Annotated in this window: 11 protein-coding genes; 4 read left to right on the forward strand and 7 right to left on the reverse strand. The window is 66.7% G+C overall.

Annotation, left to right across the window (positions count from 1 at the left end):
- The first annotated feature begins 62 nt into the window (after positions 1 to 62).
- The 4 genes from VSX77_RS10660 to VSX77_RS10675 are packed head-to-tail and all read left to right on the forward strand — an operon-like array spanning position 63 to position 6,214.
- The gene (locus VSX77_RS10660) at positions 63 to 2,498 is read left to right on the forward strand and encodes a cyclic nucleotide-binding domain-containing protein (protein ID WP_338424584.1); all 2,436 of its coding nucleotides are present in this window, start codon (positions 63 to 65) and stop codon (positions 2,496 to 2,498) included.
- Entirely contained in the window at positions 2,498 to 3,379 is an 882-nt protein-coding gene (locus VSX77_RS10665) for a hypothetical protein (protein ID WP_338424585.1), read from the forward strand. Before VSX77_RS10660 ends, VSX77_RS10665 begins: the two co-directional genes overlap by 1 nt.
- Positions 3,380 to 3,389: 10 nt before the next feature.
- Entirely contained in the window at positions 3,390 to 5,324 is a 1,935-nt protein-coding gene (locus VSX77_RS10670) for a cytochrome c3 family protein (RefSeq protein WP_338424586.1), read from the forward strand.
- A gap of 41 nt (positions 5,325 to 5,365) precedes the next feature.
- Positions 5,366 to 6,214: a metallophosphoesterase gene (locus tag VSX77_RS10675; RefSeq protein WP_338424587.1), complete on the forward strand. Its 849-nt coding sequence runs from the start codon at positions 5,366 to 5,368 to the stop codon at positions 6,212 to 6,214.
- A 140-nt stretch (positions 6,215 to 6,354) separates the two neighbouring features.
- On the opposite strand, the gene VSX77_RS10680 is transcribed toward VSX77_RS10675, so the two are convergent.
- From VSX77_RS10680 to VSX77_RS10710, 7 genes are all read right to left on the reverse strand, one after another.
- Entirely contained in the window at positions 6,355 to 7,299 is a 945-nt protein-coding gene (locus VSX77_RS10680) for a D-2-hydroxyacid dehydrogenase (RefSeq protein WP_338424588.1), read from the reverse strand.
- A gap of 109 nt (positions 7,300 to 7,408) precedes the next feature.
- On the reverse strand, positions 7,409 to 8,869 hold the full coding sequence (gene cysS / locus VSX77_RS10685) for a cysteine--tRNA ligase (RefSeq protein ID WP_338424589.1): 1,461 nt from the start codon (positions 8,867 to 8,869) through the stop codon (positions 7,409 to 7,411).
- A 49-nt stretch (positions 8,870 to 8,918) separates the two neighbouring features.
- Positions 8,919 to 14,765, reverse strand: a complete 5,847-nt coding sequence (locus VSX77_RS10690; RefSeq protein ID WP_338424590.1) for a beta strand repeat-containing protein — start codon at positions 14,763 to 14,765, stop codon at positions 8,919 to 8,921.
- Positions 14,766 to 14,795: 30 nt separating this feature from the next.
- Complete coding sequence (locus tag VSX77_RS10695; RefSeq protein WP_338424591.1) at positions 14,796 to 16,619, reverse strand: ShlB/FhaC/HecB family hemolysin secretion/activation protein; 1,824 nt, start codon at positions 16,617 to 16,619, stop codon at positions 14,796 to 14,798.
- Positions 16,620 to 16,792: 173 nt separating this feature from the next.
- Positions 16,793 to 17,560, reverse strand: a complete 768-nt coding sequence (locus tag VSX77_RS10700; RefSeq protein ID WP_338424592.1) for a hypothetical protein — start codon at positions 17,558 to 17,560, stop codon at positions 16,793 to 16,795.
- Complete coding sequence (locus VSX77_RS10705; RefSeq protein ID WP_338424593.1) at positions 17,547 to 19,646, reverse strand: adenylate/guanylate cyclase domain-containing protein; 2,100 nt, start codon at positions 19,644 to 19,646, stop codon at positions 17,547 to 17,549. Before VSX77_RS10705 ends, VSX77_RS10700 begins: the two co-directional genes overlap by 14 nt.
- A gap of 4 nt (positions 19,647 to 19,650) precedes the next feature.
- Positions 19,651 to 22,725: a CHAT domain-containing protein gene (locus VSX77_RS10710; protein ID WP_338424594.1), complete on the reverse strand. Its 3,075-nt coding sequence runs from the start codon at positions 22,723 to 22,725 to the stop codon at positions 19,651 to 19,653.
- Positions 22,726 to 22,782 lie beyond the last annotated feature (57 nt).

Genomic DNA, 22,782 nt, shown 5'->3' on the forward strand with positions numbered 1-22,782 from the left:
GAGCATGCGTTCGCCGATGGCTTGATCGCGGATGATTGTTCCGTTCGCGATGGCGCGCGCGCATGAGCGAGGCGGTTAAGGTCGCGATCATCGGATCGGGGCCGGCGGGTCTCAGCGCCGCGGCGCGCGCGGGGCAATTGGGCCTCAGCCATGTCCTGCTCGAAAAGACCGATCACCTCTCCGACACCATCTTCAAATATCAGAAGGGCAAGCGCGTACTCGCGACGCCCGAACGGCTTGACCTTCGATCCGACTGTCGCTTTGCGGAGGGCGCGCGCGAATATATCCTCGGCAATTGGGACGAGGACGCCGCGAACAACAAGGTGAATGTGGCATATCACGCCGATGTCGCCGAAGTGACGGGCGAGAAGGGTGCTTTCGCGATCCGGACCGCCAAGGGCGATGTCTTTCACGCCGAAAATATCGTGCTGGCGATCGGCACGCAGGGCAATCCGAACCGGATGCGCTGCGAAGGCGCGGACATGCCGCACATCATCTATCAGGTCGACGATCCCGAGGATTTCAAGGACAAGCATATCACTGTCGTCGGATCGGGCGACGCGGGGATCGAAAATGCGCTGGGGGTGGCCGAGGAGGCGCTGGAAAACACCGTCACTATCCTGAACCGATCGAAGGATTTCGCGCGCGCCAAGGCGAAGAATGTCTCCGATATGATGGAGGCGGGCGAAAACGGGCTGATGTCGATCCGCACCGAGACGCAGCCGAAAAAGGTCGAACCCGGCTGGCTGACGCTCGACACTCCCGACGGCGAGGAGCGCATCCCGTGCGACGTCATCGTCGCGCGGCTGGGGTCGGTCGCGCCGCGCGCCTTTGTCGAATCGATGGGGATCGAGTTCACCGGCCCCGACCGCGAGGCTTTTCCCAAGCTCTCGCCGACCTTTGAATCGACAGTGCCCGGTATCTTCGTGATCGGCGCGCTCGCAGGCTATCCGCTGATCAAGCATTGTATGAACCAGGGCTATGACGTCGTCGAGTTCATCAACGGCAATACGGCGCTGACCCCCGCCGACGAAAAGGATCTGGCGGCGATCTTTGCGGGCCTGCCGCAGCAAAAGTCGGTGAGCGAGTGGCTCGACTATCTGCGCGAGCGGGTGAGCATCTTTGCCGATGTTTCCCCGCTGCAGATGCGCGAGTTCATGCTCGATTCGAAGGTCGCTTTTTATCGCAAGGGCGAGGTCGTGTTCGAAAAGGGCGAGCCGGGATCGTCGCTGTTCGCGATCGCCGACGGCCACGCCGAGGTCGAGGTCGCGCCGGACGTCACCGTGCCGATCGAGCAGGGATCGATTTTCGGCGAGGTCGGGCTGATTTCGGGGCGCAAGCGCGGCGCGACGATCCGCGCGGGCGCCGACAGCATCTTCGTCGAGGTGTCGCGCACCGCGGCGCTCAAGCTGATGGCGGCAGTGCCGGGGGCGAAGCGCGCGATCAACCGCATCTCGCTCGAACGCCAGCTGCTGCAAATCTTCAAGGGCGGGCTGACGGTCGAGGATCTGGCACCGGTGGTCGAGGCGGCCGAGGTCGAGCGCGTGCCCGCTGGCAAGGTCGTGCTGACCGAAGGCGAGCAGGGCGACGATGTTTACGTCATCCGGTCGGGCTCGATGGTGGTCGAGAAGGACATTGGCGGTAAATCGATTTTCCTCCGCTACCTGCCCGCGGGCAGCTTCTTCGGCGAAATGGGGGTGCTGAGCGGACAGCCGCGCAACGCCACGGTGAAGGCGGCGGTCGGCAGCGAAGTGATCAAGCTGACCGGCGACAGCTTCCGCAAGATGCTCGCTGCGCGGCCGCAGGTGCGCGAAGCGACCGAGGCGGCGGTGGCCGAGCGCGCGGCGATGAACAGCTTTATCGAATCGCGCAAAGCCAGCTATTCGAGCGCGGTCGATCTTTATTCGGACACCGCCAGCTTCATCATGAAGGAGGGGCTCGGTGAGGCCACCGACGCGCTGCTGATCGACGAGAATCTGTGCGTCGGCTGCGACAATTGCGAAAAGGCGTGCGCCGACAGCCATGAAGGGCTGTCGCGGCTCGACCGCGAGGCGGGCAAGACCTTCGCGCATCTGCACGTCCCGACGAGCTGCCGCCACTGCGAGCATCCGCATTGCATGGCTGACTGCCCGCCGAACGTCATCCACCGCGGGCCCGACGGCGAGGTGTTCATGGAGCCGGGCTGTATCGGCTGCGGCAATTGTATGCGCAACTGCCCCTATGGCGTGATCCGCATGGAGGCGGCGCCGCCGCCCAAACCGGGACTTTTAAGCTGGCTGCTGCTCGGCAAGGGGCCGGGGCCGGGTGAACCGTCGCCCAAATGGACGAAGAAGCAATTGGGCGACGAGAAGCCCAAGAAGATCGCGGTGAAGTGCGACATGTGCAAGGGCATCGCGGGCGGCCCGGCGTGCGTGCGCGCCTGCCCCACCGGCGCTGCGATCCGCGTGTCGCCCGAGGAATTTCTGTCGATCGCGCGGCTGGACGAGGCGACCGACTGATGGCGAGCCTGTTTCAGCGACGCCGCTCGAAAGCGACGCAGGTCGAGCGGGTGCGCGAGCGCCAGCACGAAGGTTTCCTGCGCTATGCAGGCTTTCGCTGGGCCAAGATTTCGGGCGGGCTGTGCCTGCTCATCATTCTCTCTTACGCGCTGGTCGACGTGACGCCGCGGCACAATGGCGGCAGCTGGTACGGCTATACGCTGGGTACGATCGGCGCGCTGCTCATCCTATGGCTGACCGCACTCGGTTATCGCAAGCGCAAGATGACAAACGATCACTGGTCCCTGAAAGCGTGGACCTCTGCGCACGTCTATCTGGGCCTGGGCCTGATCGTCATCGGCACCTGGCACACGGGGTTCCAGCTTGGCTGGAACGTCCACACCCTCGCCTGGGTGCTGATGATGCTCGTCATCCTGTCGGGGCTATACGGCGTGATCGCTTATGCGACCCTGCCCGCCGCGCTGTCGAACAACCGCGAGCAGATGACGCAGATGCAGATGCTCGAGGCGATCCGCGCGTTCGACCGGCAGCTGCACAGCGCCGCGCAGCCGCTGACCCCGGCGGACAGCGCCGCGGTGCTCGCCTCGCTCGACCAGGATCCGTTTGCGGGCGGCGCGTGGGCGCGGCTGCGCGGGCGCTATCCCGCCTGTGCGACGGCCGCGGCGCGGCGCACGCTGGCGACATCGCAGGGCGGCGATGCCGATGCGCGCGCGAAGGTCGTCCAGCTGTTGTTGCAGAAGGAAGCGGCGCTGGCACGGCTGCGCGCGCATCTGCGGCTGCGCGCGCTGCTCGAAATCTGGCTTTATGTGCATGTGCCGCTGACTTTTGCGCTGATCGCGGCGCTGTCGGCGCATATCATCAGCGTCTTTTTCTATTGGTGAGGCGGGGACGATGAGCTTCATCCTGCGCCGCATCGCGACGACCAAGACGGGCAAGCAGATTGTCCGCGACCTCGCGCTGCCTGGCGATACGATCACGCTCGGCCGCGACAGCGCGAACACCATTCATGTCGCCGATCTGGCGGTAAACCCGCATCATGCGACGATCAGCAGCAGCGACGGGCGCCACGTCCGCGTCGCCGCGCTCGAAGGGCTGGGGTTCGATTTCAACGGCCGAAGCGTCGATATCGCCGATCTCGACAGCGCGGCGGGCGGCGAGCTGCGTTTCGGCGGGCACCGGCTGACGATCGTGCGCGAGGACGACAAGATCATCCTGCTCGTCGAGCGCATCGACGAGCTGTCGCAATCGTCGAAGGATGTCGACGAGGCCAAGGCTTTCTCGCTTGCGGGTGTGATGCTGAGCAAGCGGATGGGGGCGTGGGTTTTTGCCGCTCTGATGCTGGCGGCGTTCCTGATTGGGCCGATCTGGGCTTGGTACAGCTATAAAAATGTGAACGAGCGACCCGAGGGATTTCATGCCGACAGCGCATGGTTGTCGGGCCCGCTGTCGAGTGCGCACGCCAACCTGAAGGATGATTGCCAGTCGTGCCACGTTGAACCGTTTGTGGCGGTCACCGACACCGCCTGTGTCAGCTGCCACACCGGCGAGCACAAAGCGATGAGTATGGCGCACGCCAACGCGCCGACCGCGATGCTGCTCGCGGCGCGCGCGCCCGACGGCGGCTTCGACAAATTCCTCGCCAATGTCGGCGAGGCGTTCAACCGGCCGCAGGGGCGCTGTGTCGATTGCCATACCGAGCATGAAGGGGCGGGGCCGATGGCGGCGACGCCGCAGAAATTCTGTGCCGATTGCCATGACGGGATGCAGGGGCGGCTGAAAAGCGCGGGACATCCGACGATGCTGGCCGATGCGGCTGATTTCGGCGCCGGCCACCCTGAGTTCCGCCCGCTCGTCCGCGCGGCGCCGGGCGCGAAGCTGGCGCGCGCGGCACCGGGTAAGGGGACGGTCGATTATAACGGCCTCAAATTCCCGCACGACGTGCATCTGCAAGCGACCGGCGGCGTCGCACGCATGGCGGCGAGTTTCCGCGGGCGTTATGATTTCGGACAAAAGCTGGAGTGCGAGAATTGCCACCGCGTCGAGGCCGACGGGGTGCGCGTGAAACCGGTCGAGATGGAGCGCGACTGCGCGATGTGCCACAGCCTAGCGTTCGAGACCGTCGGCGGAGTGACGCGAACCCTGCGCCATGGCGAACCCGATCAGGTCGTCGCGGACCTTACCGCCTATTACCGCTCGACTCCGCCGTCGCGGCCGCTCCAGCTCGGCGGAATGCAGCGGCGGCGGCCCGGCGCCTATGCCGAGGGACAGGTTTACAACATCTACTTCAACGAGGTGGCAGTGCGGCCGAGCCGCGCGCAGGATGCAGTGCGCGCGGTGTTCTCGAAAGGCGGCGCCTGTTACGACTGCCACACCATCTTTGCACCACAATCCGGCAACAATTGGCGCGTCGCGGCGGTGAACCAGACGCCGCGCTTCCTGCAAAAGGGCTGGTTCGACCATGATGCGCACCGCGAGACCGAGTGCGCCGATTGTCATACCGCGGCGCCCGCGTCGAAAATTTCGACCGACCTGCTCGTGCCGGGGCTGCGCCAGTGCCGTGACTGCCATGTCGGCGAGAGCGGCGCGCGGCTGGTGAAGGTCGAAACCGCGACCGAATCGCCCTGCGCGATGTGCCACGAATATCATTCGGACGGCGGCCAGCCGTGGGTGCCGAACCGTCAGCGGAAGGTTAACAGCGCGGCAATTACAAATAAACGCGCCGATGCTATGGTGGGTGTGAGCGCGATCACAGGTGCCGCGACGCGCGGCATTTATCGTGTGACCTGGCGCACACCGGTTTTGCACGGGGCAAGGCGGGGCGGGTGAACTATCGGGCCGGGACCAGCCGGTGACAGCAGGGGACGGATATGCTGATCGCCCAGATCACCGATATCCATATCGGGTTCGATCCGGACAATCCGGCCGAATATAATCGCAAGCGGCTCGACGAGGTGCTTGACGTGCTGATCGAGGGGCCGAACCGCCCCGACCTGTTGCTCGCCACCGGCGACATCACCGACCGCGGCGACGCCGACAGCTATCGCCGCCTTGCCACCGCCTTTTCGCGCTGCCCCTTTCCGGTGTGGCCGAGCGTCGGCAATCACGACCTGCGCGACAATTTCCACGCGCGCTTTCCGGGGCTCGATGACGGCAACGGCTTTGTCCAATATGCGATCGACCTGCCCGAACTCCGGCTGGTGACGGTCGACACGCTGGAGGAGGGACGCCACGGCGGCGCCTTTTGCGCGCCCCGTGCGGCGTGGCTCGACGCTGAACTGGCGAAAGACCCGGCCAAACCGACCTATATCGTCATGCACCATCCGCCGGTCGAGAGCGGGATCGAGTGGATGAACACCCACCCCGACGAACCATGGGTAACAGCGTTCACCGATGTTGTGCGGGGGCACAGCCAGGTGCGCGGACTGATCTGCGGCCACCTCCATCGCAGCGTGACGGTCGCGTGGGAGGGGCGCACCGTCGCAATCTGCTCGTCGACCGCGCCGCAGGTGTCGCTCGACCTCCGCCCGATCGACGAGAATCATCCCGACGACCGCCCGATGATCGTCGCCGAAGACCCCGCCTATGCGCTCCACCGCTGGAACGGGCGCGAGCTGGTGAGTTTTTACGACAATGCGGGGGCGCACACGATGCTGGCGAAATATGACGAGCGGTTGCAGCCGCTGGTGCGCGAGCTGAAGGCCGAGCGGCCGGGGTAACAACCGCGCGTTTGAAGCGTATCCCTTTGAGCCGTTTGTGCTGAGCTTGTCGAAGCACCGTCCTTCGTCTTGCGGTTCGAGAAGGAAGAACGGCCCTTCGACAAGCTCAGGGCAAACGGGTTATTTTGACTGCCGGCGGTTCAATACCCCAGCGTCAAATCCACCCGCGGCTCGACGGGCTCGCCCTTGTGCCACCTTTCCAAATTTTCCAGAAACCGCTCTGCCGACCGCACAAACATCTTGTCCTGCGCGCGGCCCGACAGGTGCATGGTGATATGCGCATTGTCGAGGCTCCATAGCGGATCATCCGCGGGCAGCGGTTCGGGGGTGGTCACGTCGAGGAAGGCAGCCGCAATACGTTGCGCATCGAGCGCCGCGACGAGCGCGTCCTGATCGACGACGCTGCCGCGCGCGATGTTGATCAGCGTCGCGGTCGGCTTCATCGCGGCGAGTTCGACGGCGCCGATCATGCCGTCGGTTTCGGGGGTTGCGGGCACCGCGAGGATCACCCAGTCGAAATCGCTCAGCCGCGCGCGCCACTGATCGGGGGTCAGCGTGTTTTCGCCCGGCGAACGGCGCACCACGGCGACGTCGACCGCAAATGCCTTCAGCCGTTCCTCGATCAGCTTGCCGATCGCGCCATAGCCCAGCAGCAGCGCCTTCGACCCGAACAGTTCGACCTTGCCGGGCGAATCGATCAGCCACTCGCGCCGCTCCTGCGCACGCACGACCTCGCGGTATCCTTTGGCGACGGTGAGCATCCCCATCACGACATATTCGGCGATGGTGATCGCGTTGATCCCCGCGCCGTTGGTGACGACGGTGCCGCGTTCGGCGAGCAGGTCGAGTGGCATCCCGTCGACCCCCGCGTAGATCGAGCTCAGCCATTTGAGCTGCGTCGCCGCGGTGATGACCGCGGCCATGTCCTTCTTGTCATACATGTCGAACCAGCCGATTTCCGCCGCGGGTGCGAGTTCGAGGGCTTCGTCTTTCGACTGGAAAAAGCGCGGCTCGACCCAGTCGGGAAGGCGGTTTTCCACGAGGGGGCGGATAAGGCCCGACAGGACGGTGACGGTTTTGGTCATTTTTCTCCCCTCCCGCTTGCGGGAGGGGCCGGGGGAGGGCCTGTCCAATTGCGCAACGGGTTGAACTTACATGCCCTCCCCTAACCCCTCCCGCAAGCGGGAGGGGGACTTAATTGTCCAGCCGCCAGTCCCAGCCGAGCGGGTCACCGTCCATCACCTCGACGCCCGCGGCGATGAGTTCGTCGCGAAGTTTGTCGGAGGTGGCGAAATCCTTGGCCGCGCGGGCTTCCTTGCGGCGGGTTAGGGTGGCTTCGATTTCGGCTTCGGTGATGGTGGCTGATTTGGGGCGGATGCGGAGTTCTGCGCGGATGAGCTCAAGCAGATTTAAGCCAAGAACAGATTCGAACGTAAGCAGTAGGTCGGCTTTGGCGCCGACTGCTAACCGCTTGTCGCCCAGCATCTGTTCAAGCCCGGTCAAAGCGGTCGGCGTGTTGAGATCTTCCGAAAGTGCTCTATCGAAGCTGTCGTAATATCCTCGTGCGATCGTGCCTTCGGACGGAAGATAGGCGCTGGCTGTCGTCCGATCCTCTCCGAACTTTTCGACCGTCATCACCATTCGTTTGAGCCGCGTCAGCGCCGCGCCCAGTCCCTCCCACGAGAATTCCAGCTCGCTGCGATAATGCGCCTGAAGGCACATCAGGCGATAGGCGAGGGGGTGGTAGCCCTTGTCGATCAGCAGTTGCACGCGCAGAAACTCGCCGCTCGATTTTGACATCTTGCCCGAGCGTTCGACGAGGAAATTATTGTGCATCCAGACGCGCGCGCCGCTGTCGGTCGAGCAGCTATGCGCCTGGTTTTGCGCGATTTCATTCGGGTGATGAATCTCGCGGTGGTCGATGCCGCCGGTGTGGATGTCGAAGGGGAAGCCCAGCAGGGCTTCGGACATCACCGAGCATTCGAGGTGCCAGCCGGGTGCGCCCTTACCCCATGGGCTGTCCCATTCCATCTGGCGCGTCTCGCCCGGCGGGGTTTTGCGCCAGATGGCGAAGTCGGCGGGATGACGTTTGCCGTCGACGGGGTCGATGCGGCTTTCGCCCTCGTCGGTGCTGTGGCGCGCGAGGCGGCCGTAGTCGGTGACGGTCGCGGTGTCGAAATAGAGGCCGCTGTCCAGCTCATAGCAATGCTTGTCGGCGATCGCTTTGGCGAACTCGATCATCTGCGGGACGTAATCGGTGGCGATCGACCAGTGCGCGGGTTGGCGGATGTTCAGCGCCTTGACGTCGGCCCAATAGGCCTCGGTATAATGGCGCGCGATGTCCCAGATCGACTGGGCCTTCTCGGCCGCGGCCTTTTCCAGCTTGTCCTCGCCCGCATCGGCGTCGTCGGTCAGATGACCGACGTCGGTGATGTTGATGACATGGGTGAGCTTATAACCCTTGAACGACAGCGTCCGCCCCAGCGTGTCGGCAAAGACATAGGCGCGCATATTGCCGATGTGCGGATAGTTGTAGACCGTCGGCCCGCAGCTGTAGACGCGGGCCTCGCCGGGGTGGACGGGCCGGAATTCTTCCAGCTGGCGCGTCAGGCTGTTGAACAACCTGAGGGGGGACGGGGCAGGGGCGTCGGTCATATCCGCGCCCATGCCCCGTGCGCAGTCGCTCCGTCAACCGAAAGGCGGCTCACTCGGCAGGCGGGGTCCAGAGATCGTCGTTGCCCGCACCGGTCACCGGATCATCGACAAGTGGCTCGCCGCTGAGCGGATCGACGTCGCGCATCGTGATGAGCGCCTGCGGCAGACTATTGCCCTCGCCGGGGCCGTCTTCGTCGGCCTCAATCTCTTCCTCGATCACATCCTGCACCGGGAAGCCGCCGTCGCCGTCGAAGCTGATCGTCGTGCAGACCGTGGGGCTGGAGAGGAGGCAGCCGTTGACCGTCGATCGCGGGTCATAGGCGCCGGGGGCGGGCGCGACGCCATTGACGGTCACCAGCTGGAGCGCCTCAAGCCCCGTGACCTGGCCGCTCGGCCCCAGATGGACCCCGTTGATGACGATGCGCGACGGACCCGCGGTCACGACATCGAGCCCGCCCGTGCCAAAGGTCAGTCCGCGGCGCTGGCTCAGTTCGGTCCCGGTGCCGCTGTTCTGGACATAGAAGCCGCCGACGACCTCGGCACGGATGCCGCGTGCGAAGAGCGCGCCTTCGTCGAGGACGACGCCGTCATTCTCGGCCAGTCGCGTGTTGATCGCATCGGTCGTCGTCGCCGCGCCAACGTCGGCGATCGCTTCAGCGGTCGCGACGATGATGTCGTCGGACACCAGATTGAGTTGCCCCGCCGCCGCGGTTCCGTTGACGAGGCGGACGCTGCCTTGGCCCAGGATGACCTCAAGCGCGTCGGTGGCGACGAGGTTCAGCGCATTGGTATCGGTCAGCCCGGTGAGTTCGACATTGCCGATCACGCGCATCTTGCCCGGGGTGCGGATCGTCAGCGCGCCATTGGCGCCGAGGGTGGATCCGGCGCTGCCGCCCGCAAGCGTGAAGCTGTCGATAATGACGTCGGGCGGCGCGGCCGAGCCGACCGAGCTGCTGCCTGCGGAAGCCACTTCGGGCGCGAAGACCTCTATCTGGGCGCTGTAAAGGCGGGTGAGTTCGTCCGCGTCGAGATGGTAGCCGGCAACGCTGCCGCCTGGCGCGCCGCCGATGAAGGTCTGGTTGCCGTCGTCGTTGTTCGCGACTGACAAGGCCGTGGTGACGCCCGCGGTGCCAACACGCCCCGCGGAGCCGATCACGATGTCGGCGGAGGCGAGCGAAATCGCCTGCCCCGTGACGATGCCGGTGATGCCGAGCGACGACAGCGCGCTGGCGCCGAGGTCGCCCGCGACGGTCACCGTGTCGAGATTGAGGACGCCGCCATTGCCGGCGAGGGTCGCATTGGCGGCGGTCAGCGCGGTGATCGTCATCGCCGTACCCTGCGTGGCGAGATCGGCGGTGCCCGCGACGCTGCCGCTGGCGAGCGACAGGTCGCCGCTCGCGCGAACGAAGGCGTCGCCGACATCGGTGGTCAGCGTCTGAAAGGCCATGTCGCCGCCGCTTTCGATGCGGATCGCGTTGGCGCTGGCGTCGATCGGTCCCAACGCAAAGAGCGCGCCGATCCGGATATTGCCGTCGCTGCTGTCGAGGCTGGTCGCGCCGAGCGCGGTCACCTGATCGACGCCGATGCCGGTCGCGCCGGTCAGTGTGACATCCTGCCCCGCAATAGAGGTGCCGTCGATCGCGGCGGTCGTGGACTCAATGACGACGTCGGCGCCGTCGGCGGCTTGCGCGGTGATGGTAAAGATCGGACTGCCCGACGTGTTCGAGAAGCCAAGGACATGCGTGTCGGCGCCCGTGCCGGTGGCAGCGACGCCGTCGGCGGTGATATTGCCCGCCGCCTGAACCGTGACATCGTCGCCTGCGGTACTATTGGCGAGGCTGGCGGTGGTGCCCGCGAGGACAAGCATATCCTCGCCTGCGGTACCGCCGTTGATCGACGCGGCGCCGTCCGCGCTGACGCCGAACATGCGCGCGGCCGCACTGGACGTCAGACTGGCGTCGCCTGCGGCGATGACGAACAGATTGCCCGCGGTGCCGATGCCGTTCGGATCGACATAGCCGCCGTTTGCGACGGCCGATGCGGCGATATTGGCGTCGGAATTGAGGAAGATGTCGCCGCCCGCGACGAAATTGCCCGTCAGATCGTTGGCGGCGAAGATTGAAATCGTGCCCGCGACATCGGCGTCGTCCACCGACACCGCGCCATCGATTCCGAACGCGAAGAAAGAGGCGTCGCCCGTAACGGGGCCGGTCAGCGCGACGCTGCCTGCGAACATCGTAATGTCGCCGCCCGCGTTGACCGCGCCGCCGATGATGCCGTCGATCGCCGACAGGTTGACGGTCAGCCCGGCGTCGATGCTGTTGAAGGCGATCGACTGCCCCGACACCTGAACAAAACCGCCTGCGGTTGAGTTGCCGAGATCGACTGCGCCGGACGCGGAGATGTCGATATTGCCCCCTGTGATGATCGAATTGAGCCCGGTGGCCAAACTGCCGACATTCGCGATGAAATCACCCGCCGCCTCGGCATGTTCGACCGTCGCGGCGCCGGGGCTGGAGATGGCGATATTGCCCCCCGCAAGCCCGTCGACCGCGATCGTGCCGGTCGGGCCTGAAACCGCCAGCGACAGCGCGCCGTCGGCGGCAGCGAGGCTGCCTGCCGCGCCGCTGATGCTAGTCACCGCGGCCATTGCCAGATTGCTCGCGCTCAGCGTTGGCGCGGTGCCGACGCGGTTGTCGTGGCGCAGGTCGATCTGGTCGCCCGCGTCGAGCGTCAGCGATCCATCGACGTCAAAGCTGCCGTTCGACGCGCCATAGACGCCGATCGACCCGTCGGTGGTGAGCGCGACATCGCCCTGGCCGGCGATCGTGCCGCCCGCTACGGACACGAAGATTCCCGTCGATGCAGTTGCGGTGTCGTTATTCGTCGGCGCGGCGAGGCCGAACGCCTGCGCGCTGAGGCCCGCGAAATTGATGTCGCCGCCGTTCACGCGCAGCTCGACCCGCCCTGCTGTATCGCCGCTGGCATCGATCGTCGTCGGCCCGAGGTCGATCTGTCCGCCAGCGGCCGTGCCGCTGTCCGCCCCGATCTCGACGCGGCCGCCCGCGGTGATCCCCATGGCGCCAAGTGCGCCATCGGTGCCGCCGCCCTGGCCGATACCGCCGCTGCCGCCTTCGCCCGCGACGCCGTTCGCGGTAAAATCGACGGCCTCGCCGCCTGACCCGATGGTGCCGCCTGCGGCGACGAGGCGAACCGTCCCGCCGCTGCCGGTACCGCCGTCGCCGCCATTGCCCGCCTGGTTGCCGCTGCCGAACACGCTGTTCTCGCCGGTCCCACCTGCGCCGCCGCGTCCGGTGCTGCCGAGAGCGATGCTGGACCCGCTGCCGAGGCCGAGCGTGACCGCCGCGCCGTCGTTCGCAGCGATTTCCAGCGTGCCGCCGACACCATTGCCGCCATCACCGCCGTCGGGTGCGATTGTCGGAAAGGAACCGAAACCCAGCCCGCCCGAACCGCCATTACCGCCGACACCGTCGGTGACGAAATTAGTCTCGAGTGCAGTCACGCCGGCGCCCGCACCCACCGCCTGCAGGCGCGAGGTGCCGCCGGTGCCATTGCCGCCGCTGCCACCGTCGCCATCGTTGGCATTGCCGCCGTTGCCGCCGGTCCCCGTTGAATCGATCGTGACCGCTAGTTCGCCCGCTTCGAAACCGGTGACAATTGTCTGCGCGACGCCGCCAAAGCCGTCGCCGCCGGCGCCGCCGACATTATGGGTGCCGCCATCGCCGCCCGTCCCGGTGGCGATGCTGCTTGCCGAGATGACATCGGGAATGGCCGCTTCCAGCGCGATCGTCGCCGTCCCGCCGCGGCCGGTGCCGCCGGTGCCGCCGACGCCGACGCCCGTCGCGCCGCCGCTGCTGCTCGAAAAGAAGCTGCCGCCGCCGTCGCCGCCGATTCCCGACGCGTCGGCAACCATGCTGCTGGCTGCGGTGGTTCCGCCGGCCACGTTGATCGCGGCATTGCCGCCGACCCCCTCGGCACCGTTGCCGGGCGTGCCGGGCACGCCGCCGAAGCTGGAGAAATTGAAAAATTCGCCGCCGCGCCCGCCGGTCCCGATCGCGCTCGCCTGAATGGCCGTCGCATCGACGACTGCGGTGCCGGAAATGTTGATCGTCGCTGTTCCGCCGCGTCCCTGGCCGCCCAGCCCGCCGGGGATGATGTTCAGCGGATTTTCGTCGTTGCCCGACGATCCGACGCCGCCTTCGCCGCTGGCGCTGGCCGTGATGTCGGATACGGTGAGTGTCCCGCCGCTGATGTCGATGGTTGCGCTGCCGCCCGTTCCCAGCCCCGACTGGCCATCGACGATGCCGCCCGCCCCGTCGGCCGTGACGCTGAGGTCGCCGACCGAAACGGTGCCCCCGCTCTGCGAAAAGCTGGCGGTGCCGCCGGTCCCGGCCGCACTGGTCGTTCCGATGCCGCCCTCGGCAAGGCCGTTCGCTTCGACACTGACGGTCGATGCCGACAGCGTACCGCCGGTGATCGTCAGGCTGGCGGTGCCGCCGGAGATGTCGCCCGTGGCCGCGTCGACCGCACCCGACGCGATCAAGGCGAGGCTGCCGGCGGCGAAGCTGCCGCCATTCACCGTCAGCGCTGCGCTGCCGTTCGCGCCGCCATTGCTGGCATCGAGCGTGAAATCGCCCGATGCCCCGGCCAGTTGACCCGCGCCGATGGTCAGCGAGGCGCCCGCATCGCCGGTGAAGCTGCCATTGCCCTCGACAAAGAACTGGCCGGCGGATGACAGCGGCGGCGGCGATCCGGGGATCGTCTGCGTCGGGGCGGCGGTGAAGGTGCCGCTGGCGCGCGCGATCGTGTCGCTGCGGAAAAGCGTGTCGGCGGCGGCGATGTTTGCGGCAGTGGCGTTTTCCGGGTCGAACGCCAGTTCGCCCCCGACGATGTCGAAGCCCGCCGACAGCCGCACCGCGCCATCGGGATCGATCTGCGCCGAAATGGCGTCGTCATAGCCGATCGCGCCGCCGACGAGCATCGTGACCGCGTCATTCTTGGGTATCGCGACCATATAGACGCGACTTTGGTTGCCGTTGGTGTCGAGGTGCGCGGGACCGGTGGTCGTGCCGGTGTGGGTGATGACCGTACCGCCCTCTGCGCCGACGGTGACGTCGATATCGAAAAGGCCGCCGTTGATGCGGATATTCGCGGCTTCGGCGGCAACATAGGCGGCCGAGCCATCGACGCGCACATTGCCCGCCTGGACAATGCGCGGCGCGACCAGCGCGACATAGGCGCTGCCTGGCGCGTCGTCATACCCCGCGTTGATTGCGCCGTTGACGGTGATGGCGGACGTGCTTCCCGACGCGCCGGCGAGGCGGATCGTGCCGCCGGGCCCGAACAGTCCGCCGGTTGTGTCGATGTCGTTCGATGTGAGCAGCAGGCTGCCGACGTTGAGGACGCCGCTGGCGCCGATCAATATGCCCCCGGCGTTATAGAACCAGATATTGCCGCCGCGCGGGCCGCTCGTGCTGCCGACATAGGCGTTTACCGTGCCGTTGAGCGCGATCTGGCGGCTGAGCGCGCCGCCCGATCCATCGACGAAGCGGTTGAGGACCGTATAGTCGCCGGTGCCGATGAAATCGAGATTTTCGCCCGCCGGCAGGACGTCGATTGCGCCGCCGGTGGGCGCGGTGTCGGTCGGCACCCAGTTGATGACGCTCTCGCTCGTTCCGACATTGACGGTCGTCGTGTTGGTGCCGGAGTCGTTGCCGATCGTGCCCGCGCCCGATGCGAAGCTGCCGTTGCCGGCGACCTGTGCCAAGGCCGCGCCGCCATGGGCCAGCGCGGCGAGGCCCGCGGCGATCGCGCAGCTGGTCAGCAGGCGCTGCCTGTCCTTGCGGGCGGGTGGGTGAGGGGCCGTGGCAGGCATATCGATTGTCCTCGATGCAAAGGTCATGGGTCAGCGTGCCCCGATACCGAACTGGGTGGTGAGCGATACGAGCAGCCGCGGGTCGGGCCGCTCAGTCAGGAAGCCGCCGCGATTGAGCGGCACTGCAAGCGTCACGTCGAGCCGCGCCACGTCGCCATAAGCGACGCGCATACCGCCGCCCGCCGAGTAAAGTTTCTGCGGATCGAGCCCGTCGAACGCCGCGTCCTTGTTCCACACCCACGCCGCGTCGAAAAAGACGAAGGGCTGGATTGCAAAGGCCTTGGTATTGGCGGGAACGAACGAGGCGTAGCGGGCCTCCAGGGCCACCGCGACGCCGCTGTCGCCGATCACCGTGCCGGGAGCGAACCCGCGCCCGACAGTGAAATTGCCGCCGGAAAATTCTTCATAGGCAAGCAACGGGTCGGCAGCCCATTGCGCGCGCGGCGCCGCCGACAGGGTGAATTTCTTGGCAGGGCGCCATTCGGCGAGTGCCTGCGCGCGGACGAGAAAGGCGTCGGGCTGCCCCTCGATGCGCGTCAGCGGGACCGCGCCCGGCAGGAAGCAGGCTGTGCCGCCGGGGCCGCAATCGTCGCTTGCGCCGAGCGCCGATATGCCCTTGCGCGCTTCGAGCGAGGAGGTGAGCGACCAGCGCGGTTCGCTGGCGCTATAGCCGCCGCGCCCGGCGATCGACGCGGGATCGACCAAGCTCGCATCAGCGCGCAGATTGAAGACGCGAAGCCGGTCCTCGTTGAGCGGAATGCTCGACAAGCTGATGTCCTGGTCAATGAAATCGAGCCCGCCGCCGAGCGTCACCCGCCGCGCCTGCGTCAGCACGAGCGGATAGGAGGCGAACAGGCTGACGATCTGGGTATCCGACTTGATCGCCAGCCCCGCAAGGTCGGGGCGCGTCCAGGCATAGGTATAGCTGGCGCCGAGCCGCAGCCCTTCGCCGCCGACGCGAAATTCGTGCCCGACCTGCACGACCTTTTGCTCGTCGAAATCGGGGGTGGAATAAAAGCTCACCGTCGTGAGGTCGCCCATGCCGGTCAGCCCGGCGAACCGTGCGCGCGCATTGGCGCCCCAGCGGCCGACGTCGCGCGATCCGAAATTCTGGGCGTTGAAGTCGAAGGTAAAGGGGATGCGCGTCACGGTGACTTCGCCGATGACTTCGCCGGGGGCGTCGCCGGGCCGCAGCGTGAGACGGGCATCCATCCCCGGAATGTCGCGTTCAAGCAGCAGGTAGCGTTCGGCATCGGCGATGTTGAACACCGGCGCGTCGTCGAGCCGCGACAGGTAGCGCTGGAGCAGTGCTTCATTCGCTCCAGCATCGCCGCGCACCTCGACGCGCGTCATCCGCGCGGCGAGAATGTCGAGCCGCACGACGCCGTCGTCAATCGTCTGCGCAGGAACCCGCACCGCCGCCAGATAGCCGCGGCCGCGCAGCATCGTCGCGGCACGGTCGCGGATGTCGCACACCGCGGCGATCGGCAATTCCTGCCCCACGCGGTCCGACCAGCTGGACGCAAGCATCGCAGGGTCGATGCCCTCGACGCTAGAAAATTCGACCGCGCGAAGGGTGAAGCGGATATTGGCGAATTCGGGCGCGGCGAGCGGGCAGGGTGCGCGTTCGACTGCCTCGTCGACCGCGACGATCCGTTCGCCGGGCTGCACCGCGGGGGCAAGCGGCGGGCGCTGGATTTCTTCACGCGTCGGGATCTGCGGCGTCGCCTGCGCAAAAACCGTGGCGGGTAGGGCGGCCGCAATCAATCCCGCCGAGCGGATCAGCGCGCGGCCGATCGCCGTACTCCGCCGAGCGGTCTTCCCATATTGTCCCACGTCCCCCAGCACGGCCATCACCACCCCTTGCGTTCAGGCGCACCGCCATGATCGCGGTGCGCCAATTCGACTGCACCGCCGTTGCCCGGCTGTGCGATTTGCGACCCAAGGAAGGCTCCGCCACGTGACCGACGGACATTCCCGGGCTGAATATCAGATAGATAGGGTGGCGACAATGGCCGCCCTGTCCATCAACCCTGACCGCCCTCGGCCTCCGCCATCGTGTCGACGAGGCGATCGAGCTGCGGCGCGCAGCCCTTTGCCATCAGCATATCGACCGATGCCTCGGCGGTGTCGGGCACCGCCTCCATGGCAGCGAAACGCACCGTCACTGGCTGCGGCACCCCTCCGCCGGATATGCGATAATCGACGCCATATTGCACGGGAAGCGCATCAGTCGGCCATTTACGGAAATTGGCCCCCGCGACGATGGCGACCGTCGCCTTCTTGCCGTCGCTTTCGATCTCGAGCGCGGTGTCGCCTTCCATATTGGGGCGCCAGAGCAGCAGCGTCGCGGGATCGGCAACGCAAAAGGTGCCGCCCTGACGATAATCGAGCAGCCACAGGTTCGGCGCGCGCGTTTCGGCGGGCGGAGCTTCCACCGGATCGCCGCGCGAAAACCCACCGCGCGAGCGGACCGTCGGTCCCTTGGCGAGCATCCGCGAGACATTGCTGCCGAGCGACTGGCTGGCCTGCACATTGCCCGTCGCGCTGAAGGTTCCGGGCCCTGACAGGGTGCGCGTCTTGCCCGATTGCATCAGCACGACGCGGTCGCCCGCGACGAGCGTCACGCGGTCGGACGCCTTGAGCTTGGCACCGGTCGGATATTTGGCGGCCGACGGGCCGGTCGAGCGGACGACCATCGATTGCGCGGCGGCGGTACCGACCATGGCGACGGCGGCGATTGCAGCGGTGGCCGTGAGGCCGATGCGCCGCACCGGCAAGTCAGGAAAGGACATAGCTTTCTCCTCTTTTCGTCTGGTTCAGGCGTTCGATCAGGAACAGGATGGCAGCGTCTTGCCCAAATTCGTGCGCCAATTCTGTGGCCAGCGTCACACCGGCATTTTTATCGCCCGCAGCGTGCGCCGCGACAAGCGCGGCGATGCGATCGCGCTGGTCCGCCGCAAGGTCGGGGCGCGGGGTGAAGACGTCGACGGGCTGCGCGCGCCCGCGCAGCGTCACGCGGCCCATCGGCACCAGATCGTCGCGGCCCGACCGCCCCGCCGCCTCGGCCGAGATGAGCACACCGGTCTTCAGGCTCTTGTTCGCGGCCTCGAGCCGCGACGCGGTGTTCATGCTGTCGCCGAGCGCGGTATATTGGATGCGGCCTTCGCCGCCGAAATTGCCGACGATCGCATCGCCGACGTGCAGCCCGACGCGGGTCATGCCGATCGGCGGGATGTCCTCGGCCGCCAGGTCGATGCGGAATGTTTCGCCCGCCTGATACATGGCGAGCGCTGCCGCAGCGGCCCGTTCGCCATCGTCGGGGCGGCTGATCGGCGCACCCCAGAAGGCGACGACCGCATCGCCGACGAATTTGTCGATCGTGCCGCCATGTTCGAGGACGATGTCCGACAGGCGGTCGAGATATTCGTTAAGTAGCCGCGCGACCGTTTCCGGCGTCACCGCGTGGCTCAATTTGGTAAAGCCTTCGAGGTCGGTGAAAACGCAGAAGATGTTGCGCCGTTCGCCGTGGAGCGAAAGCTGGTCGGGGTCGCGCATGATCTGCGCCGCGACGTCGGCGGGCAGATATTTGCCGAGCGCGGACTGCGCGAAGGCGCGCTGGCGCGACCCGATGGTGCGCGCGGCGGTGCCAACCGCGGCATAACCGAAGAGCCAGCCGACCGCCCAGCCGAAGGTCGGGAGCGTCGTCGTGTCGATCCCGCGTCCCTGAAGCCAGAAGGGAAAGGCGATGAAAAACGCCATCTGGCCGAGGAAGGCGAATGCGACCCAACGCGCGCGGAGGTCGATCAGGCTGGTAAGGCCGCCTGCCAGCACCACGCAGATCGCGAGTGCCCACAGGGCCGGCGCCGCCAGCGGCCGCGCCCAGACCCCGTCGAGCTGCTGCGCGAGCATATGGGCGTGGACTTCGAGCCCGATCATCGTTTCATGCTGGCCGGTGATCGCGTCGGGAAAGCGGCTGAGCGGTGTGTTGAACTGGTCATTGTCGATGATGTCGCCGCCGATCAGGACATAGCGATCCTTCACCAGCTGCGAAAATCCGGCGCGCATATCGGCGTCCATCGGCAGCGCGAAGGTGTCGATCGGGATGTTGGCGAACACCGGCTCGACTTGTCCGTCGCCGGCGCGCGCGGGGACCAGGAAGCGGATCGCACCCTGGTAATTGGCGTGCGCCGGATCGACAGGAGCCAGCGCATTCGACATCAGCGGCGGCAGGTTCGGCGGCCGGTCGGGCCATTTGCGGATGACGCTGTCGTCGTCGGTACGGAACAGCACGCTGGTTGGCCGCGTCTTTGCCGTCGCGACCTCGGCGATGAAGGCTTCGAGGAACTTCTGCTGTTCGTAAAAGATAGTGTTCGGATTGCTCGCCTGTTCGGCATAGGCGAGCCATGTCGGCGTCTGCATCGCGCGCAATTGCGCTTTCAGCGCGGCGTCGTCGGGGCGCGGCGAATCGAAGGCGATATCGATGCCGATCGCCTTGGCTCCCATCTGATCGATATTGGCGAGCGCGGCGGTGAGCAGCGAACGGTCGAGCGGCGAACGGATGCCGGTGTTGAACAGCGTTTCGTCGTTGTAGGTGATCAGCAAGACGCGCTGGTCCTGCCGCACCTTGGGCGCCATCAGCGTCGCGCGAGCATCGTAAAGCGCGCGCTCGGCGGCGTCGATCAGCGGCATCTGCCAGCTAAAGCGCGCGATCAGGACGGCGACGATCAGGAACAGGATCGTCGCCGCCATGCGCGACGGGCCCAGCTGCATTACGAGGCGGCGAACGCGCTTGCGCAGCGGCACCGCCGCCGGGCGTCCGTCCGCATCGCCAGGCGCCGCCGGATCCGCGGCGCGAAGCTGGGTTTCGGGCCCATTCATCGGATCAGCGCGCGGCGCGGCCGGCCGCCTGTCCCTGCTGCGCCGTCTGCGTCCCGCGAAGCAGCGGCTGCGCGCCGTCGCCGATGATCGCGAACCCCGCCCAATAATAGGGGTGCGACGTCTGTTGATCGTCCATCAGCTTGAGCTGGGTGTTCCACAGCGCATCGGCGACGCTGGCGCCGGTATCGGCAGCGAACAGTCCGCCGATCAGCCGCGTCGTCGCGTTGAAATCGTCGGGGGCTGGCCAGTGGCTCGCGATCACCGAACGGCCGCCGGCGCCGATGAAGCTTCGCACCAGCCCGTCGAGCGCGTTGCCGCCGCCCGAAAGCCCGGCCTCCCGTGTCGCGGCGACGCTCGCGGCGCCCGCGGTGTCGCACGCCGACAGGATGACGAGGTCGGCATCGATCTTGAGGTCGAAAATTTCCTGAAAGGTCAGCAGGCCGTCCGAATCCTGCCCGCCGAATGAAGTCACGAGCGCCGGGCGCGCGGGGCAGGCGGGGCGCGGCGCGGTGACAAGGCCGTGCGTCGCAAAATGAATGATGCGATAATCGGCGAGGTCGGCGCGGGTCTTGACCGCAGTATCGGTGAAGGCGCCGCCGGTAAGCAAGGCGCCCGATGCGCCGCCCATTGCGTTGCGCGCGGTGACTAGTTCGTCGGCGGAGATCGGCCGCGCCCATTGCGAGGCGTCCCACAGGCAGTCGCTGTCCATGCCGCCCGCCGTGCCCCCACCCACCGAACCACGCGTGCCGAGCGGCGCGTTTTCGCCGAGGCCGAAATATTGGTTCGCCGCTTTCGAGGGCGCCGCTTGCCGCGCATTGCGGAAGGCGAGCGCCGAAACGGCGGTGCTGGGGCGGCTCGCGCGGCCAAGCCAGGCGATCTGGCGCATATCGAACGGATCGGCGTCGGGGTCGAGCACGCGCTGTTCATAAGCGGCGATGCCCGTATCGGCGGTGATGAGCAGGTTTACCGGCAGCCGCAGCATCGCGCCGTCGGGCTCGAAGATCAGGTGCGGCACGGCGGGCAACCGCGTGGCAACGGGGCCGAACAGCTGGCCATAAAGGCGATACGCCGCCGCGGCGTCGAACGGATAGGTAACGCGGCGGCCGTTCTCGACAACCGAGATCGTCGAGCGGATCGTGTCGACCACGCTTTCGAGCGCGGCGGCGCTGATGTCCGATTTCCACAGCTGCGCATTGCCCGGCTCAACGAGCATCGCATAAACGCCATCGCCGACGACGAGCATCTTCAGATAGGCTTCGTCGGCGCGCAGCACCGCCTGCAGTTCGGCGAGATCGAGCTTGCCCGGCGCGACGACGCGATATTGCGGAAAGGCCGACAGGCTGGCGATGGTTTCAGCCTGCTGGAACGCCAGATTGTCGAGCTGGGTGTCGATGTCGGCGCGCAGCGCGACGATTTCCGCCGATTGCGGCAGCTGAGCAAGCCGCGCGTCCTCGATCCGCGCGCGTTCGATGTCTCGGTTCAGCGTTGTCGCCTGCCGGAACAGGCGTGCGCCATCGTCGCTGCCGCTCGACAATTCACGCGCGAGCACGGCCTGCGTATCGGCAACGCCGGGGCGGATCTGAAGCTGGCTGGCGACGAAGAAATCCTGAACCGCGGCGGGATCGCTGGCGGCGCGCGTGGCGAGCAGCCGGTAATAGGGCGCCATCATGTTGGCCATGCCCGCGGTCGAGCGTTGCGTGTCGGCGAGCGCGGTCACGACTTCGCGATAAATGCCCATCGCCTTGTCGTCCTGTCCCTGCCGGGTCAGGAAGGCGGCATAGCGCGCGCGCGCCGAGGCAAGCGCGTTGGTTTCGGGATATTCGACCGCGAGCAGATTGACCGATTCAAGGAAGCGTGCATCGGCGGCGCCCGTATCGCCCAGCGCTTCCTCCGCCAGCGCCAGTTCGCCGAGCATCTGCGAGCGTAGGCGGATGATCGAGGTGACGCGGCCTTCGCGCACTGCAAGTGCGTCGCTCAGCCCCCTGCTCTGCGCGGTTTTGGCTGCAGCGGCATTGCCGCGGAGCCGCTCGACGGTGCCGAGCAGATGGATCGCCTGCGCGTCGATGATCTGCGCGCGCTCGATCGGCGACAGCCGTTCGCGGTCGCCTGCCTGGACCAGCCGGGCGTTGTCGCCGCTGTTGACCCCGGCAACGATCGCGGGCGCCAGTGTCACCGCGCCTTCGGTGACCGTCACGCCGGTCGCAAGCGGCGGGATAGGCGTTTGCAGCCGCGTCGCGGCGGCATCGAAATCGCGCTGGTTGAGCGCGTGGATCGTGCGGAAATTGCGGCGAAGGCGCAGTTGGACGGGATCGCTCGTTGGGACCGCCTCGACTTCCGTAAACAGCCGCTCGGCTTCGGCAAACTCGCCGAGGTTCGATCGTTGCAGCGCGCGGTTGAGCGTGAATTCACTGGCATCGATGCCTGCGGCCGCCTGTTCCTCGAGCGCGCGGCGCGACAGCGCGTCGAAAAATTCGGCGGCCTCGGCATAATCGCCGCTGTGGTTGCGGCGGTATCCTTCGGCCAGTGCCTTGTCGATGTCGATCGCGCCCGCCAGCGTGCGGGCAAAGCCGTCGTTGCCGCCTACCGACGTCGTCGCGACGCGGATTACGCCGGGCACGACGCGGCGCTGGCGCACCGATTCAAGCGCGATGTCGAGCGCGTCGGCATAGGCCTCGAACCCTTCGGCGGCGTAGACGTTCGCGCCGTCGGCATCGATCCGCGTCATCCACGCGACATCGCTGCCGCGAACCGTGCAGCGCCCGTCAGGGGCGCAGGTCAGCCGATCGGCGCGCGCGCGGTCGATGCGCACGCGCGCATCGTCGGCGTCCGTGCGCAGAACGCGAATAGTGCCGACGGGCTGGCTTGCGTCGCGGCATACAACCGTCCAGGCGCGGTCAAACATGCCCTGGACCACCGCGTCGCGTACCGTCGCCTGCACTTCGCATAATGAGCCGCCCTCGGACCCGATCGAAAAACGGTCGCGCAGCGTCGGGTCGTCGCTCTGCGCAAGCGCGCTTCCCGGTGCCGTCAGGAAGAGCGCCGCCAGAGCGGGCACCCAGCGCGAAACTCGAACGGCCATCACAATCCCCCAAAACACAGGCTCAAGACACCGTCCCGAGCAATGCCGGCGCGGCGC

The sequence above is a fragment of the Sphingopyxis sp. TUF1 genome (genome assembly GCF_036687315.1).
GTDB lineage: Bacteria > Pseudomonadota > Alphaproteobacteria > Sphingomonadales > Sphingomonadaceae > Sphingopyxis > Sphingopyxis kveilinensis.

Coding starts and splice junctions, on each gene's coding strand:
- VSX77_RS10695 (WP_338424591.1), bottom strand. CDS start 16,619: ATGGCCGTGCTGGGGGACGTGGGACAATATGGGAAGACCGCTCGGCGG.
- VSX77_RS10705 (WP_338424593.1), bottom strand. CDS start 19,646: ATGAATGGGCCCGAAACCCAGCTTCGCGCCGCGGATCCGGCGGCGCCT.
- VSX77_RS10710 (WP_338424594.1), bottom strand. CDS start 22,725: ATGGCCGTTCGAGTTTCGCGCTGGGTGCCCGCTCTGGCGGCGCTCTTC.
- VSX77_RS10680 (WP_338424588.1), bottom strand. CDS start 7,299: ATGACCAAAACCGTCACCGTCCTGTCGGGCCTTATCCGCCCCCTCGTG.
- VSX77_RS10660 (WP_338424584.1), top strand. CDS start 63: ATGAGCGAGGCGGTTAAGGTCGCGATCATCGGATCGGGGCCGGCGGGT.
- VSX77_RS10675 (WP_338424587.1), top strand. CDS start 5,366: ATGCTGATCGCCCAGATCACCGATATCCATATCGGGTTCGATCCGGAC.
- VSX77_RS10690 (WP_338424590.1), bottom strand. CDS start 14,765: ATGCCTGCCACGGCCCCTCACCCACCCGCCCGCAAGGACAGGCAGCGC.
- VSX77_RS10700 (WP_338424592.1), bottom strand. CDS start 17,560: ATGTCCTTTCCTGACTTGCCGGTGCGGCGCATCGGCCTCACGGCCACC.
- VSX77_RS10670 (WP_338424586.1), top strand. CDS start 3,390: ATGAGCTTCATCCTGCGCCGCATCGCGACGACCAAGACGGGCAAGCAG.
- VSX77_RS10665 (WP_338424585.1), top strand. CDS start 2,498: ATGGCGAGCCTGTTTCAGCGACGCCGCTCGAAAGCGACGCAGGTCGAG.
- cysS (WP_338424589.1), bottom strand. CDS start 8,869: ATGACCGACGCCCCTGCCCCGTCCCCCCTCAGGTTGTTCAACAGCCTG.